The sequence below is a fragment of the Comamonas sp. Y33R10-2 genome, from assembly GCF_019355935.1.
GTDB lineage: Bacteria > Pseudomonadota > Gammaproteobacteria > Burkholderiales > Burkholderiaceae_C > Comamonas.
In genome coordinates this window covers 434,310-450,520 of the sequence record NZ_CP079925.1, presented here as the reverse complement: position 1 = coordinate 450,520, position 16,211 = coordinate 434,310, and the positions used below count along the sequence as shown (strand labels likewise).

The following is a 16,211-nucleotide window of genomic DNA, read 5'->3' as shown; positions in this document are numbered from 1 at the left end:
AAGGTGTGATGGTTAAGTCACAGCTGCGACTTTATTTAAGCCAGACGAGCGAGGTGCCTTGCCAGCTGGATACGCACCTGCGCAGGCGCTGTGCCGCCCAGCGTATTGCGGGCATTGAGCGAGCCTTCCAGGCTCAATGCTTCGAATACATCGGCTTCGATGTTGGGGTTGAAGGCTTGCAACTCAGCCAAAGGCAGCTCAGTCAAGTCAACACCCTTCATGGTGGCAAGCTTCACAGCATGGGCAACCGTCTCGTGTGCATCACGGAAGGGCAGGCCCTTCTTGACCAGATAGTCCGCCAGATCGGTGGCAGTGGCGTAGCCCTTCAAGGCCGCAGCACGCATATTGGCGGCGTTTACAGTGATGCCGCCTTCCTTAGCGCCCGTCGCAGGATTGAGCTGGCCGCCAATCATTTCAGCAAAGATACGCAGCGTGTCTTTGAGCGTGTCGACAGTGTCAAAAAGCGGCTCTTTGTCTTCTTGGTTGTCTTTGTTGTAGGCCAGAGGTTGTCCCTTCATCAAAGTGATCAAGCCCATCAGGTGACCGACCACACGACCGGTCTTGCCGCGTGCCAGCTCGGGCACATCGGGGTTCTTCTTCTGGGGCATGATCGACGAACCGGTGGTGAAGCGGTCGGCAATCTTGATGAAGCCAAAGTTTTGGCTCATCCAGATGATCAGCTCTTCCGACAGGCGCGAGATGTGAACCATGCACAGCGATGCGGCGGCGGTAAATTCGATGGCGAAGTCGCGGTCAGACACGCCGTCCAGCGAGTTTTGCGACACGCAGGCTTGGCCTTGCTCATCCACCATACCCAGGGTCTTGGCCACGCGTTCACGGTCCAGCGGGTAGGTGGTGCCAGCCAGTGCGGCAGAGCCCAGCGGCAGCACGTTCACGCGCTTGCGCACGTCCAGCATACGCTCGGCGTCACGCTTGAACATTTCCACATAGGCCAGCATGTGGTGGCCAAAGCTCACAGGCTGGGCCACTTGCAGGTGGGTGAAGCCGGGCAGGATCACTTCAACGTTCTTGGCAGCCACTTCCACCAGCGACAGTTGCAGCTCTTTGAGCAGGCCTTCAATCATGTCGATCTCGCCGCGCAGCCACAGGCGCACGTCGGTAGCCACTTGGTCATTGCGGCTGCGGCCGGTATGCAGGCGCTTGCCGGCATCACCCACCAGCGCTGTCAGGCGCGCTTCGATGTTCAGGTGCACGTCTTCCAGATCCAGCTTCCACTCGAAGCTGCCAGCTTCGATTTCGGAAGTGATCTGCGCCATGCCCTTTTGGATGGAGGCGAAGTCGTCAGCACCAATGATCTTCTGGGCCGAGAGCATTTCGGCGTGCGCCAAGCTGCCTTGAATGTCGGCTTGCCACATGCGCTTGTCAAAGAACACGCTGGAGGTGTAGCGCTTGACCAGGTCGCTCATGGGTTCGGAGAACAGGGCAGACCAGGCCTCGGCCTTGGTATCGAGCTGGTTATGCGAAGGAGCAGATGTAGACATGTAAGGACAGCAATCCCGTAAAACCACAGGCCGCCAATTCAGAGGATGAGCGTGGCGGCTGTGCGAAGCAGAAACAGGGATTTTATCGGCCTGACTCGCCCCAGAGCTTGAGAGCTGCCCAGAGCCATTGCCCGTGACTGCGGAAAAGCCGTCTGGTTTTAACGATTACTCATATTTCAATAGCTACAAGTCATTTAAATACAAGGGCTACAAGGCAGTTTCAATCAAAATCCGTAAACCTGAGGCTGATGCAACAAACCGACAGACTGAGGCGAGCACTGCATTGCCTGCGCTGCTATGGGCCAATAATCCCCCACATCACCCCGCTTGAATCAACCTGTGCCCAGCTCCCCAATCACTAACGCATCCTCCACTTCAGCCCCCAGCGCCTTGGTGTTTGATGCCTGCAATGCCGGCGTTGTGCTGCGCGCCGTATTGTTTGTGCAGCTGGTAGTGGCGACCGTGGCCATCTACGGTGCGGAGACGGTTTGGGATTGGTTTTCGACCACTGCCTTACTCACCGGCGCCTGCCTTCCCGGCACGCTGGTTTGGCTCATTACGGCCTGCAGCCTCAAGCACCAACTGCAACGCATAGGCAGACGCGGCCAGTATCTGGCCGGGGTATTTTTGGGCGCCTTGGCCGGCCTTTACGCCTGCGGCACATTGCAACTGGTGGGCATAGGCAAAGCGCCGTGGCTGGCCAGCGCCGTCAGCGGCGGGCTGCTGGCAGCCCTCTTGGTAACGGCCTTGGTGCTGCGCGCACGCGGCAATATGCCCGCACAGACTCAAGCCAGACTCACCGAGCTGCAGTCGCGCATACGCCCGCATTTTTTGTTCAACACCCTTAACAGCGCCATTGCGCTGGTGCGAGCCGAGCCCGCCAAGGCCGAGGCTTTGCTCGAAGACCTGAGCGACCTATTTCGCTACGCACTGACTGAGCACAATCTCACCACCACGCTGGCGCAAGAAATTGAGCTGGCCCAGCGCTACCTATCTATTGAGAAGGTTCGCTTTGGCGAGCGCCTGCAAATTCAGTGGCAGTTGGATGAAAGCGTACACGGCGCGCTGCTGCCGCCGCTGCTGCTGCAGCCACTGGTAGAAAACGCAATTCACCACGGCGTGGAGCCCAACGCGAGCGGCGGCAAGCTGCAAGTGCGCACTGAAAAGCGGGGCAGCGAGGCACTGATTCAAATCATCAACACCTTGCCAAGCACCCACTCAGGCCGCCCCAGCACAGGCAACGGCATTGCGCTAGATAACGTCAAGGCCAGACTGTCGCTTCTGCACGATTTGCAAGGCAGCTTCAACGCCCGCGAGCGCGATGGCTTGTATGTGGTTCGCATCAGCGTGCCTTTGCCCAAGCACCCATCAAACCCATGAAAATCTCGCCATGCACATTTTGATCGTTGATGACGAAATTCTGGCCCGGGCAAGGCTGCGCACGCTCTTGGGCGATTGCGCCCATGGCACGCCGCTGATTCAAGAAGCAGGCGATGTAGAGCAAGCCCTGCGCATTTTGCAAACGCCTCAAACCACACCTATCCAGCTGGTGCTGCTTGACATTCACATGCCCGGCCAAGACGGTCTGCAGCTCGCTCAAGCACTGGGCGGCATGGACAGCCCACCGGCAATTGTTTTTGTGACAGCCCACTCCAACCACGCTGTGCAAGCCTTTGAGCTTGATGCCGTGGACTACCTCACAAAACCAGTGCGGCTAGAGCGCCTGCAGCAGGCACTACAAAAAGTAGAGCGAACTTTCAGCTCCCGCAATGCAGTAGCAAGCGGTCCCGTATTACTTATTCAAGATCGCGGCGGCGCACTGCGGCTGCCGCTGTCTGAGGTTCGCTACCTCAAAGCCGAGCAGAAATACATCACCGTGCGCACCATGCAGCGCAACTACATTTTGGACGGTGCATTGGCCGACATCGAAGCACGCCACAGCGAGCAGTTGCTGCGCATTCACCGCAACGCACTGGTACTGCGCGCCGCCTTGCGCGGGCTGGAAAAATATGACGACCCGGAAGAAGGCGAAGGCTGGGGCCTGCGTCTGCAGGGCATTGCAGAGCTGCTACCCGTATCGCGCCGCCAGTTGGCTCTCGTCAAAGCTGAACTTAAAGACCCGACATAAGTCCACTCCACCACCTGCCAATAAAAAACCGGCCTATTGAAGCCGGTTTTTTATGGGAAATCACGCGCCATCAATGCTCGTGCTTTTTGTCTGCATCGTGTGAATGCTCTTGCTTGGCAGCAGGCGTGGATTGCTGCAAAGGCTCATGGTCATGCGCATGATCGTGTGCATGGTTGTGGGCCGCACCACTCATCACCGTTACGATCACAATGCCGGCTAGCAGCCAAAACACCTGAGCTACAGTCTCTTTCACACTCAAACGTTTTTGCAGTTGTGGAATCAAGTCAGCCAGCGCTACATAGATAAAGCTGCTCGATGCCACCACCAAAAAGTACGGCAAGAAATCATGCAGCTGAGCAATCAAGAAATAACCGGCTACACCGCCTAAGGTGGTGACTGCACCGGCCATAGACACCTTGATCAAGGCCACACGGCGGTTGCTGCTGGACTGGCGCAGCACCACGATGTCGCCCATGTGGTGAGGCACCTCGTGCGCCAGCACCGACAAAGCTGCGATCACACCCAGGCGCATATCAGCCATAAAGGCCGAGGCGATCAAGATGCCATCGCCAAAGCAATGCACGCTATCGCCGGTCAAAACAGCCCAGCCGCCTTTTCCGTGGCTATGCCCGTGCCCGTTCGATGGGTGCTCATCGTGGTGATGCTCACCATGCGCATGTGTATCTACATGAGCATGTGCATGCCCGTGGTCATGGCCATGAGAGTGTTCATGACCGTGGTGCCACAGCTCTGCCTTGGACAGCAGAAAGAAAAACACCAAGCCCACCAACAACACCACAAACAAATCGTGGGCCTTGCCGTGACTCTCAAACGCCTCAGGCAGCAAATGCATAAAGGCCGTGGCCAGCAAAGCACCTGCCGCAAGACTGAGCAAACGCTGGGGCATGACCCCGGCCGTGCGACCCCCTCCGAGGCTCATCAACAACGCGGCCACCCACACACTGCCGATACCAGCAGCCAGGGTGGCCAGAATAATTGCTACCAATGTCATAGCTTTATGTGGCTTAACCGCAGCCTTTACAGGCCGAACAAGGTGATTTTCGCAGAATATGACTGCCTGAGCAGCGCCATCTGACTATCTCCATAACTGTAGCCCCGGTTGCGCAGCTTGTCTTCAGCGCACACGGGGCTTCTTTCACCTTAGCAAAGCTGTCAAGCCCCCGCTCGCCAAACCAAGCCAGCACAGCCCAGCACAAGCCAGTTCAGGCCAGCCAACGCAGCAAGGCGCAAGCCGCCGCACCCAGCACGACCACCAACAAAAACGGCGCCTTCAGCCACAGCGCTACGGCCGCTACCAGCAAAGCGCCCAGTCGCGCATCCAGCACTAGCTGTGTGCCACTCGCCACCGTATTCATCACCACCAAGGCCGCTAGCAATGCTACCGTCAAGCTCGCAGCTATCTGCGCCATCTTGGGGCTGCGCATCCAGCGCTGCGGCAGGCTGTAGCCCAACAATTTGGTTAAAAACGACAGCGCGCAGGCCAGCAAAATCCATTGCCACAACGACAGGCTCATTGCACGGCCTCCGAAGGTCTGATCCAGCCCCAAAGCGCACCCACTGCGGCAGCCAGCAAGATTGGCACACCGGCCGCAACCATCGGTATGGCAATCGCAGTCACCAGCCCGCAAGCCAGCGCCAAAGCCACCGGCTCACGCGCATTCAGGCGCGGCCAAAGCAGGCCCAAAAAGGCAGCCACCGCCGCACCATCGAGCCCAAAGCGGCGTGTATCGCCCAGCGCATCACCCATCCAAGCGCCTAGCAAAGTGAACAGATTCCACAGCAAAAACACGCCAGCGCCCGCCACCCAAAAGCCGCGCCGCTGCTCAGTCGGCTCTTGCTGGCCCGATGCTGTGGCGGTGGACTCATCAATCGTCCAATGCGCAGCCAGCCAGCGCGGCAACCCCGTCACGCCGAGCAATCGGCTCATCTGCATGCCGTAGATGGCATTGCGCACACCCAGCAAAGTCGATGCACCCACCGCAGCCATACCGCTGCCGCCCCCTGCAATCACGCCGATAAAAGCGAACTGCGAGCCGCCGGTAAACATGAGCGCACTCAGCGCCATGGTCTGCCAAATCGTCAAACCTGCCGCCACCGACAGCGCGCCAAAAGAAATGCCGTACAGCCCTGTGGCCACCGAAATGGATAGCCCCATGCGCACGGCCGGTGTCACTACAACCCCTTTAAACACAACACACTCCCCATCAATTCAGTAGCTAATAGTCCATGAAAATAAAGCACTTCAGGCCCAGATTGACCGGAAGTGCTTTATTCATTGTGACTAGTAGCTATCTTTTTTATAGAACTGCTACAAAGATGAAAGGCTTAATGCGCCTTCTCCCAGTTCTCGCCAAAGCCAATTTCAGCCAGCAAGGGCACAGCCAAATCCGCCACGCCGGCCATGATGGCGGGAATCTCTGCCTTCACCCAATCTTTGGCAGACTCAGGTAGCTCAAACACCAGTTCATCGTGTACTTGCATGATGACTTTGACCTCGGGCATTTCAGCATCGAGCTTGGCCTGCACGGCCACCATGGCCTTTTTGATCAGGTCAGCAGCTGTGCCTTGCATGGGTGCATTAATCGCTGCACGCTCCGCGGCTTTTTTGCGCGGGCCGTTGCCGCCATTAATCTCAGGCAGCACCAAGCGGCGGCCAAACACGGTCTCGACATAGCCTTGCGCGTGGGCGAGCTCCACCGTCTGGTCCATATAGCGTTTCACGCCGGGATAGCGCTGAAAGTATTTGTCGATATAGGCCGCAGCCGCCTTGGTCTCAATGCCTAAGTTTTTGGCCAAACCAAAACTGCTCATGCCATAGATCAGGCCAAAGTTAATCACCTTGGCGTAGCGGCGCTGCTCGCTGGTGACTTCATCGACCGTCACGCCAAACACCTCGGCAGCGGTAGCACGGTGTACATCCAGACCGTTTTTAAAGGCGTTGAGCAAGGCCTCATCGCCACTCAAGTGCGCCATGATGCGCAGCTCGATTTGCGAGTAGTCAGCGCTGGCAATGAGCTTGCCCTCGGGCGCGACAAAGGCTTCGCGCACGCGGCGGCCTTCAGGGGTGCGCACGGGAATGTTCTGCAAGTTCGGGTCGTTGCTGGACAAGCGCCCGGTCACCGCCACGGCCTGTGCATAGTGCGTATGTACGCGGCCATCGGTCGGCAAGGCCATCTGCGCCAGCTTGTCGGTGTACGTGCCTTTGAGCTTGGAGAGGCTGCGGTGCTCCAGCAGTTTGGCGGGCAGCGGGTAATCTTCGGCCAACTTTTCCAGCACTTCTTCGTCGGTGCTGCGCGCGCCAGTGGCGGTCTTCTTCACAACGGGCATGCCCAGCTTGTCGAAGAAGATTTCACCCAGTTGCTTAGGTGAAGCCAGATTGAAGGGCTGACCCGCAATCTCATAAGCCTCTTCTTCGAGCTTCAAGATGCGCGCGCCCAAGTCGTTGCTCTGGCGCGCCAACTCACCGGCATCAATGCTCACACCATTGCGCTCAATGCGAAACAGCGCTTCGCTGGTCTGCATTTCTAGCTCATAAATATGCAGCAAACCGGCGTTGGCCTGAACCTGCGGCCACAGAACTTGGTGCACATTCAGCGTCTGGTCCGAGTCTTCGCAGCTATACGCTGCGGCCTTGTCGACAGGCACTTGCGCAAACGGGATCTGGCCCTTGCCCTTGCCGCACAGGTCTTCATACGTGATGCCGGTGCGGCCGGTGTGGCGCAGGGCAAGGCTTGTCAGGTTGTGCGGGCGATCCGCTTCGAGCACATAGCTTTGCAGCATGGTGTCGTGGGCATAGCCGCGCACAGTGATGCCGTGGTTGGCAAACACATGCTGGTCGTACTTGACGTTTTGGCCCAGCTTTTTCTTGGCTTCGTCCTCCAGCCAAGGCTTGAGCTTGGCCAGCACCATCGCCATATCCAGCTGCTCAGGCACTTCCATGCCTTCGTGGCGCAGCGGAATGTAAGCGGCTTCGCCAATGGCTACGCTAAAGCTGATGCCGACAATCTGGGCGCGCATTTCGTCCAGCGAATCGGTTTCAGTGTCGATGGCGGTCAGCTCTGCTGCATTGATCTTGGCCAGCCATTCGCCCAATTGCGCTTCCGTCAAGATGGTGGTGTAGACCACGTCGCGCTGCTGGGCGGCCACAGCCACTTCGGTGGTTTCGGCGTCATCCACATCAAACAGGCCGCCTTGGTTGGCGTCAACCTTCTTGGCCTTAGCGACTTTGGCGGCTTTGGTAGCTGGCACGGGGGCCGCTTCAGAAACCGTAGCACCCAGTGCACGCGCCAGCCCCTTGAAGCCGTATTTTTCATAAAAAGGCACCAGCGCTGCATTGTCTGGCTGGGCCAGCAGCACATCGTCCAGCTCTGGCAGGCCATTGATGTAGTCAGCCAAGTCGCAATCGGTCTTCATGGTCACCAACTGCCGGCTCAACGCCAGTTGGCCGCTGGCAATGGCATCACGCAGGTTTTGACCTGCAACGCCCTTGATACCTGCGGAGTTAGCTATCAAATTATCCAGCGTGCCATGCTCCTCTAGCCACTTGGCGGCGGTCTTGGGGCCGACCTTGGTGACGCCGGGTACGTTGTCCACCGTATCGCCCACCAGCGCCTGAAAGTCCACCATCAGCGATGGCGGTACGCCAAACTCACTGGTCACGCCAGCCACATCGCGCTTTTTGCCGTTCATGGTGTCGATGATGGTGACATGCTCGTTCACCAGCTGGCTCAAGTCCTTGTCGCCACTTGAGACGATGACGTAGATGCCCTGGCTTGCTGCCATTTGCGCCAGTGTGGCAATCACGTCGTCGGCTTCTACGTTGGGCACGGCCACAACTTTCCAGCCCAGCAGCTTCACCACCTCATGAATGGGCTCGATCTGGCTGCGCAAATCGTCAGGCATGGGTGAGCGCGTGGCTTTGTACTGGTCGTACATGGCATCACGGAAGGTGGGGCCAGAAGTATCAAACACGCACACCGCGTAGTCGCCCTGCACATCTTTGCGCAGCGCCTGCATCATGTTGACCATGCCGCGAATGGCTCCCGTGGCCGGACTGGCCGGGTCGCCGGGAATGGCCCGCAGGTCGGGCATGGCATGGTAGGCGCGGTAGAGGTAGCTGGAGCCGTCCACCAGCACCAATGTCTTGGAATTACTCATAGCCACCGATTGTGCACTTGTGCCCGCCCAAGCAGGGTGCGCCGCTAAAGTCGGGCAGAGCATAGTGGGAGAATTCGAAGTCGCCCTACAATCCAATCATCATGCGCGCTGCACCACTCCTCCTCGTTCTGAGCTTGGCTACCGGATCTGTTCTGGCCCAAACTCCCTCTTCTACACCTGCTGCAACTGTGGCGGCACCTGCTCCTGCTCCTGCTCCTGCGTCTGCACCCGCGCCTCAAGGCCAGCAGGACAACTCTGCTGCTGGTGGCAAGCACAACCAGCGGATTGAACAAATCCGCGTAGAAGACGGCGGCAGCCGTGTCGATGAGACCCGCGTAGGCGGTCAAACCCAAAGCATTACCGTGCAACCCAAGGTTGGCACCATGCCCGAGTACGAGGTGCAGTCCAATGACGGCGCCCGCGCTGCCCGCAACCGCGACACCAATAGCAGCGACACCACAGGCACCCGCGTCTGGAACTTCCTCAAATTCTGAAGCGCCGCGCGCTTTTTCGCTTCATGACAGGGCAGTGCTGCACAGCGCTGCCCTGTTGTATATAGAACCCATCACCCGTTAGTTCTGCCGACTGTCAAAGTCCGGCGTATTCACCATGGCTGTTTTCACCGAAGTTTCCGATAAAGATGCGCGCGAGCTGCTGCGCCGCCTGTCCCTTGGCTCATTCAAAGAGTTGCGCGGCATTCAAGGCGGTATTGAAAACACCAACTACTTTCTGACCACCGACCAAGGTGAGTACGTGTTGACGCTGTTCGAGCGCCTGAGCTTTGAACAGCTGCCGTTTTACCTGTACCTGATGAAGCATCTGGCGCAGGCCGGCATCCCCGTGCCAGACCCACAGGGCGAAACACGCAGCGGCGACATTTTGCTTAAGGTCTGCGGCAAGCCTGCAGCCATCGTCAATCGTTTGGCCGGAAAAAGCCAACTCAGCCCCCAGCCAGTGCACTGCGCCGCTGTGGGCGACATGCTGGCGCGCATGCACTTGGCCGGCCAGAACTACGAACGCAACCAGCCCAATCTGCGCGGCTTGGCTTGGTGGAATGAAACCACGCCCGTGGTCCTGCCTCACCTCGGTAAAGAAGCGGCTGCCATGCTGCGCGCTGAAATGGCTTACCAAAACCACATCGCCGCATCGCCCGCCTACGCCGCCCTGCCGCGCGGCCCGGTACATGCAGACCTGTTTCGCGACAACGTGATGTTTGAAGGCGACAAGCTGACCGGCTTTTTCGACTTTTACTTCGCCGGTGTGGACACTTGGCTTTTCGATCTGGCCGTGTGCCTGAACGACTGGTGTATCGATCACGCAACAGGTGCGCACAACGCCGACAAGGCCAAAGCCATGCTCGCGGCCTATCAAGCCGTGCGCCCTCTCACCAGCGCCGAGCGCGAATTGCTCAACGCACAGTTGCGCGCTGGCGCACTGCGCTTTTGGATCTCTCGCCTCTGGGACTTCTATTTGCCACGCGAAGCGGCCTTGCTGCAGCCGCATGACCCCACCCACTTCGAACGCGTACTCAGTCAGCGCATCGCTTACCCGCTAACGCTGGGCTAAGCGCCCAACTCATACCAAGGGCGGCGGGGCTATTGATAGCCCCGTATAGCCGTCTCAGGTACAGTTCAAGCAGCGACTTTTGCACTCTTTCGCAAAAGTATTCCTACCTTCTCCATGAAACTTCAAATCGTTCCCGCCCGCACTGGTCTTCAGTGGGTGCTACAAGGTCTGCGCACATTCAAAAGCCAGCCGCTGGCTTTGGCCGCCCTATTTTGTTTGGGCATGGCCAGCATGTCGCTGATCTCCGCGTTGCCAATCATCGGCCCCGTCATAGCGTTGGCCCTGCTGCCTTGCATCTCGCTGAGCATGATGGTTGCCGCCTCTGAAGCTGCCCACGGCCGCAAGCCCACACCAGCTTTGCTACTCGTTTCATTTCGCTCAGGCACGCAACATCTGCAATCCATGCTGATGCTGGGCGGCATGTATGCGGCTAGCTTTTTGCTCATCATCGGAGCTTCCAGCATCGTCGACGGCGGCAACTTCGCCAGCGTCTATCTGGGCCAAACCGAGATGACCCGCGAGTTGGCTGAGGAGCCTGAGTTCCAGTCCGCCATGTGGATGAGCATGCTGCTCTACATCCCTTTGTCGCTGGCTTTTTGGCATGCACCTGCATTGATTCATTGGCACGGCGTCAGCCCCATCAAAGCGCTTTTCTTCAGCTTTGTGGGCTGCATTCGCAATGTTGGCGCCTATCTTGTTTTTGGTATCAGCTGGGTAGGCGTGTTTATCGCCACCGGTATGGTGCTGGCCCTCGTCACCGGCCTTCTGGCCGCCATGATTGGCAGCATTGCTGGTGGGTTGATGGTGGCCTCGGCACTGGCTTTGGCTGCGGTCTTTTTCACATCCATCGTGTTTTCGTTTCGCGACAGCTTCAGCCCTCCTGATACTGAGCAGCCGCCCATCAGTGCAGAAGCGAACACCACTCCCCCAACAGACCTGTAAGTGACGGCTGCACGCAAGCGGCTACCTACAACAACAGCCCCGGCTACATGCCGGGGCTTTTTTATGGGCTCTATCTTTGCTTGCATCACCACATTGCCGCAGCACAAGCCATGCTGTCATCGATGTGTCATCGAGCTGCCATGCAGGCGTCATCTCCATTTTTTAGGATTCGCAGGACTGAGCCAAACATGCACCTTATGCCTTGGCATTCAGTCAATTGAGCGCGACGCAAAAGACTGCGCTTCACCCCACACTGCAAAACCCTCATGGCACACAACCTGCTCAGCCGTCGTAAAGCCCTGCAATTTTTTTCTGCAGCTCCTCTGCTCCCTCTGGGCTCTGTCGTTTCTGCCTCCAGCCTGCTGGCCGCATGTGGTGGTGGCGATGACAACTTAGCCGCTACGCCTGCTGCACCCCCTATTACACCGCCAGTCACACCGCCCATCACCAAAAACTACGTATCAGCGACCTTCTCCAGCATGGCCGCTCCAACGCTTAGCAGCCCTGACAGGATGGCCACCATGTATACGGCCTCGCAGCTCAAGGTGGCCTTTGACGACAAGAGCGAGCAGACATACGACCTCGGCTACCAGCCCTTTTTTGTGACCGGCGACATGGTGCCAGACGGTAAAGGCGGCACGATTCTCTCTGGCGGCTACTACGACATTGGCGACAACAAGATCATCGACAAAACGGTCGCCGGCAGCGAACGCCATTTCTTCTCGGACTCGCCCGATGGCACCTCTTTGCTCACCGTGCCCAATGCCAAGGTCGACGGCGTGAAAGGAATGCCTGTGTTTGCCGTGGTGCAGTTTGAATACACCACTTGGGCCCAAGACGGTAAAACCGACATGTACGGCAAGCTGCCATCGCCCATTGCTGTGCTGACACTGGACCAAGACCAAAGCACCGGCAAGCTGAGCTTGGTGAAGTACCACAACGTGGACACATCCAAAGTTCACGGCCTGTGGATCACTTGCGGTGCCAGCCTCTCGCCTTGGGGCACACACCTGTCCAGCGAAGAGTACGAGCCCGATGCTTTCAGCATCGCCAGCAACACCATGTTTCAGGCCTACAGCCAGAACCTCTATGGCAATGCGAGCAAGGCAAACCCCTACCACTATGGGCATATGCCGGAAGTGACTGTGAATGTCGATGGCACTGCCAGCATCCAAAAGCATTTCTGTATGGGCCGCATCTCGCACGAGCTTGTCCAAGTCATGCCCGACCAGCGCACCGCACTCATGGGTGATGACGCTACCAACAGCGCCTACTTCGTCTTTGTTGCCGACAAAGAAAAAGACTTGTCTGCGGGCACGCTGTACGCAGCCAAGGTCGGTGCGGGTTTCTCTATCGACCCCGCTGCCAAGAGCGCTGCTGCACTGACATGGATAAAGCTGGGCTCAGCCACCAGCGCCGAGATCGAGAACTTGGCCAACACCCTCAAGCCCGCAGACATCATGAGCGTGGTGAAAGCCGACCCCAGCGACGCTGCTTACACCAAGGTCGTGACCAACGGCAAGGCCGAGTGGATCAAGATCAACCCCGGCATGGAGAAAGCTGCAGCCTTCCTCGAAACCCACCGCTACGCCGCCTTCAAAGGCGCGAGCTTGGGCTTCACAAAAATGGAGGGAACCACCGTCAACGCCAAGGACAAGATTGCCTACTCTGCGCTGCAGAACATTCAAAGCTCCATGGTGGCAGGCAACGCTGCCAATGTGGCTGGTAACGGCATCTCTGTGCCCAAACAATTGGTCGCTGGGGCGGTGATGGCGCTGAACCTCAAAGGCGGCCAAAAGGACACGGATGGCACCACCATCAACAGCGAATGGATGCCTGTAGACACCGCTGCACTGCTGGCCGGCGAAGACTTGCTGGACACCGATGGCAAGACCCTCAAGGGCGATGCGCTGGGCAATACCGCCAACCCCAGCAAAATTGCCAACCCCGACAACCTCAAGTTCTCGGAAAAAATGCGCACCCTGTTCATCGGCGAAGACAGCGGCCAGCACGTCAACAATTTCCTGTGGGCCTACAACGTGGACACCCAGCAGCTGTCGCGTGTGCTGTCTGTGCCTGCCGGTGGCGAATCGACCGGTCTGCATGCGGTCGATGAGATCAACGGCTGGACTTACATCATGAGCAACTTCCAGCACGCTGGTGACTGGGGCGGCATTCACGCCAGCGTCAAAGCAACGCTGGATCCGCTCATCAAGGCCAACTACAAAGACAAGTTTGGCTCGGCCGTGGGTTACCTGACGGCATCGCCCGCACAGATGACGCTCAAGGCTCACTAAGCCACTTCATCAAAAACAAAGGCCGCCAGCGCAATGCAGGCGGCCTTTTTAAATGGCGTGCAGTCTTATTCGACGATCGTCAGCTTGGCAATCGACAGCGCAAGCCACTTGGTGCCGTGGCGGCCAAAGCTGACCTGCGCGCGGGCATCGTCGCCCGTGCCCTCTACCGCCAAAACTTTGCCCTCGCCAAACTTGTTGTGGAACACGGTGATACCAGCCTTCATGCCATGCGACGGCTCAGCTTTTTGCTTAGGCACGGGTGGGCTGGCAAAGACTTCCGTTTGCTTACTGCCCCAGCCGGAGTTAGAGCCAAATTGACCTCCACCCCTTGATCCATAAGCACTTCCAGCACCTGAATTAGGAGCAAAACTGCCAAAGCCACTTTGCTTGGGCGTAATCCACTTCAGCGCTTCCTCGGGCAGCTCGTCAAAGAAGCGGCTCTTGGTGTTGTAGCGCGTTTGGCCATGCAACATGCGGGTCTGCGAATGGCTCAGGTACAAGCGCTTGCGGGCGCGGGTGATGGCCACGTAAGCCAAGCGGCGCTCTTCTTCGATACCGCCGCGGTCCATCATGGCGTTCTCGTGCGGGAACAGGCCTTCTTCCACACCGCCGATGAACACGGCGTCAAACTCCAGCCCCTTGGATGCATGCACGGTCATCAACTGCACCGCATCTTGCCCAGCTTGGGCTTGGTTATCGCCAGCCTCTAGAGCGGCGTGAACTAGGAAGGCCTGCAGCGGCGAGAGCGTCTCGCCCGTGTCCATATTGACCATCGATGCCGCCGTGCCCGCAGGGCCCGTCAATGCTTCATCCAACAGCGGTGCATTCGGATCAAGCCCTTGGCTGACGGGTGATTGGGACAGCGCTTGAACTGCATTTCCATGCTCATCCACCGGCATCGCTACGGCATCGCGGCCAAAGCCTTCTTGGGTCACAAAACTCTCGGCAGCGGTCACCAACTCCTGCAAGTTTTCGATGCGGTCCGCGCCTTCTTTTTCATTGCGGTAATGCTCAATCAGGCCGCTTTGCTCTTGCACCGCTTCAATGATTTCGCGCAGCGTCTTGCCCTGCGTTTGCTCGCGCAGCACATCAATCTTGGCCACAAAGCCTTGCAGTTTGGTGCCGGCTGTGCCGCCCACCGCCGTCACCGCATCGCTCAAAGAGCAGCCGCTGCTGCGCGCCGTGTCTTGCAAAACCTCAATCGTGCGCGCACCAATGCCGCGTGCGGGAAAGTTCACCACGCGCAAGAAACTGGTTTCGTCGTGCGGGTTCTCCAGCAAGCGCAAATAAGCCAGTGCGTGCTTGATTTCAGCGCGCTCAAAAAAGCGCAAACCGCCGTACACGCGGTACGGAATTTTGGAGTTAAACAGCGCCGACTCAATTACCCGGCTTTGTGCATTGCTGCGGTACAAAACTGCAATTTCTTGGCGCGTAAAACCATCGTTTTTGACCAGCTGCTTGATCTCATCAACGATCCACGCAGCTTCTGCCAAATCCGATGGAGATTCATAAATGCGCACCGGCTCGCCCGGGCCTTGCGTGGTGCGCAGGTTCTTGCCCAAGCGGTTGCTGTTGTTGCTAATGAGGGCGTTAGCGCAGTCCAAAATATTGCTGAAAGAGCGGTAGTTTTGCTCCAGCTTGATCTGGTTTTTGACGTCAAACTCGCGAATGAAATCGGCCATATTGCCCACGCGCGCGCCGCGAAAGGCGTAGATGCTCTGGTCATCATCGCCCACGGCAATCACGCTCGACTGCGAGACATAACGCCCGCCATCGGCCTCACCCGCCAACTGCTTGAGCCACTGGTATTGCAGCTTGTTGGTGTCCTGAAACTCGTCCACCAAAATATGCCCAAAGCGGCGCTGGTAATGCTGGCGCAGGTGCACATCGTCACGCAGCAGCTCAAAGCTGCGCAGCATCAGCTCGCCAAAATCCACCACGCCTTCGCGCTGGCATTGCTCTTCGTAGAGTTGGTATAGCTCTACCTTTTTGCGCGTGTCGGGGTCCGTCGCCACCACATCGCCGGGGCGCTGGCCCTCTTCCTTGCAACCCGCAATGAAGTACATCAGTTGCTTGGGCGGAAAGCGCTCATCGTCCACATTGAACTGCTTGCACAGGCGCTTGACGGCCGATAGCTGATCTTGCATATCCAGAATCTGAAACGCCTGCGGCAGCTTGGCCGCCTGATAGTGGGCGCGCAGCAAACGGTTGCACAAACCATGAAACGTGCCAATCCACATACCACGCACGTTGTAGGGCAGCATGGTGGACAGGCGCGTCAGCATCTCTTTGGCCGCCTTGTTGGTAAAGGTCACAGCCAAGATAGAGCCCGGTGTGGCCTGCCCCGTTTGCAGCAGCCAGGCTATGCGTGTGGTCAGCACACGGGTCTTGCCCGAGCCAGCACCCGCCAAAATCAGCGCATGGCCTGCAGGCAAGGTCACGGCGGCCAGTTGCTCATCATTGAGCCCCGTGAGCAGCGGTGAGTGGAAGCCATGGTTGGCGGGGTTTACGCCAAAATTTTCATCTTTGGGCGCGGAGTCAAGCAGGTCAATCGGAAACATATCCCACCATTGTAGAAATGCTGGCGACTCCTTGCGG

Annotated in this window: 12 protein-coding genes; 6 read left to right on the top strand and 6 right to left on the bottom strand. The window is 58.0% G+C overall.

Going from position 1 to position 16,211, the window contains the following annotated elements; genetic code table 11:
• Positions 1-35: 35 nt before the first annotated feature.
• Entirely contained in the window at positions 36-1,502 is a 1,467-nt protein-coding gene (gene argH, locus KUF54_RS01950; RefSeq protein ID WP_219344758.1) for an argininosuccinate lyase, read from the bottom strand.
• 339 nt (positions 1,503-1,841) lie between these two features.
• Between argH and KUF54_RS01945 the strand changes: the two genes are divergently transcribed.
• Both KUF54_RS01945 and KUF54_RS01940 read left to right on the top strand, forming a co-directional pair.
• Positions 1,842-2,882 (top strand): sensor histidine kinase, encoded by a 1,041-nt coding sequence (locus KUF54_RS01945; RefSeq protein WP_219344757.1) that lies wholly within the window; start codon positions 1,842-1,844, stop codon positions 2,880-2,882.
• Positions 2,883-2,892: 10 nt separating this feature from the next.
• Complete coding sequence (locus KUF54_RS01940) at positions 2,893-3,630, top strand: LytTR family DNA-binding domain-containing protein (RefSeq protein WP_219344755.1); 738 nt, start codon at positions 2,893-2,895, stop codon at positions 3,628-3,630.
• Positions 3,631-3,700: 70 nt separating this feature from the next.
• On the opposite strand, the gene KUF54_RS01935 is transcribed toward KUF54_RS01940, so the two are convergent.
• From KUF54_RS01935 to polA, 4 genes are all read right to left on the bottom strand, one after another.
• Positions 3,701-4,642, bottom strand: coding sequence for a ZIP family metal transporter (locus KUF54_RS01935; RefSeq protein WP_219344753.1), 942 nt, complete (start codon positions 4,640-4,642; stop codon positions 3,701-3,703).
• Positions 4,643-4,853: 211 nt separating this feature from the next.
• Positions 4,854-5,165 carry an AzlD domain-containing protein gene (locus KUF54_RS01930; RefSeq protein ID WP_219344751.1) on the bottom strand — a complete coding sequence of 104 codons (312 nt, stop codon included), beginning with the start codon at positions 5,163-5,165 and terminating at the stop codon, positions 4,854-4,856.
• Positions 5,162-5,842, bottom strand: a complete 681-nt coding sequence (locus KUF54_RS01925; protein ID WP_219344750.1) for an AzlC family ABC transporter permease — start codon at positions 5,840-5,842, stop codon at positions 5,162-5,164. The genes KUF54_RS01930 and KUF54_RS01925 overlap by 4 nt, the downstream gene beginning before the upstream one ends.
• Before the next feature lie 134 nt (positions 5,843-5,976).
• Complete coding sequence (polA, locus tag KUF54_RS01920; protein ID WP_219344749.1) at positions 5,977-8,808, bottom strand: DNA polymerase I; 2,832 nt, start codon at positions 8,806-8,808, stop codon at positions 5,977-5,979.
• Positions 8,809-8,909: 101 nt separating this feature from the next.
• On the opposite strand from polA, the gene KUF54_RS01915 reads away from it, so the two are divergent.
• The 4 genes from KUF54_RS01915 (at position 8,910) to KUF54_RS01900 (ending at position 13,613) form a co-directional block, all read left to right on the top strand.
• Complete coding sequence (locus KUF54_RS01915; protein ID WP_219344748.1) at positions 8,910-9,302, top strand: hypothetical protein; 393 nt, start codon at positions 8,910-8,912, stop codon at positions 9,300-9,302.
• Positions 9,303-9,417: 115 nt separating this feature from the next.
• Positions 9,418-10,374, top strand: coding sequence for a homoserine kinase (locus KUF54_RS01910; RefSeq protein ID WP_219344747.1), 957 nt, complete (start codon positions 9,418-9,420; stop codon positions 10,372-10,374).
• A gap of 114 nt (positions 10,375-10,488) precedes the next feature.
• Positions 10,489-11,316: a BPSS1780 family membrane protein gene (locus KUF54_RS01905; RefSeq protein WP_219344746.1), complete on the top strand. Its 828-nt coding sequence runs from the start codon at positions 10,489-10,491 to the stop codon at positions 11,314-11,316.
• Positions 11,317-11,582: 266 nt separating this feature from the next.
• On the top strand, positions 11,583-13,613 hold the full coding sequence (locus KUF54_RS01900; RefSeq protein WP_219344744.1) for a PhoX family phosphatase: 2,031 nt from the start codon (positions 11,583-11,585) through the stop codon (positions 13,611-13,613).
• A gap of 65 nt (positions 13,614-13,678) precedes the next feature.
• Here KUF54_RS01900 and KUF54_RS01895 read toward each other — a convergent pair whose 3' ends face one another.
• Positions 13,679-16,174, bottom strand: a complete 2,496-nt coding sequence (locus KUF54_RS01895) for a UvrD-helicase domain-containing protein (protein WP_219344742.1) — start codon at positions 16,172-16,174, stop codon at positions 13,679-13,681.
• Between the last annotated feature and the right edge of the window lie 37 nt (positions 16,175-16,211).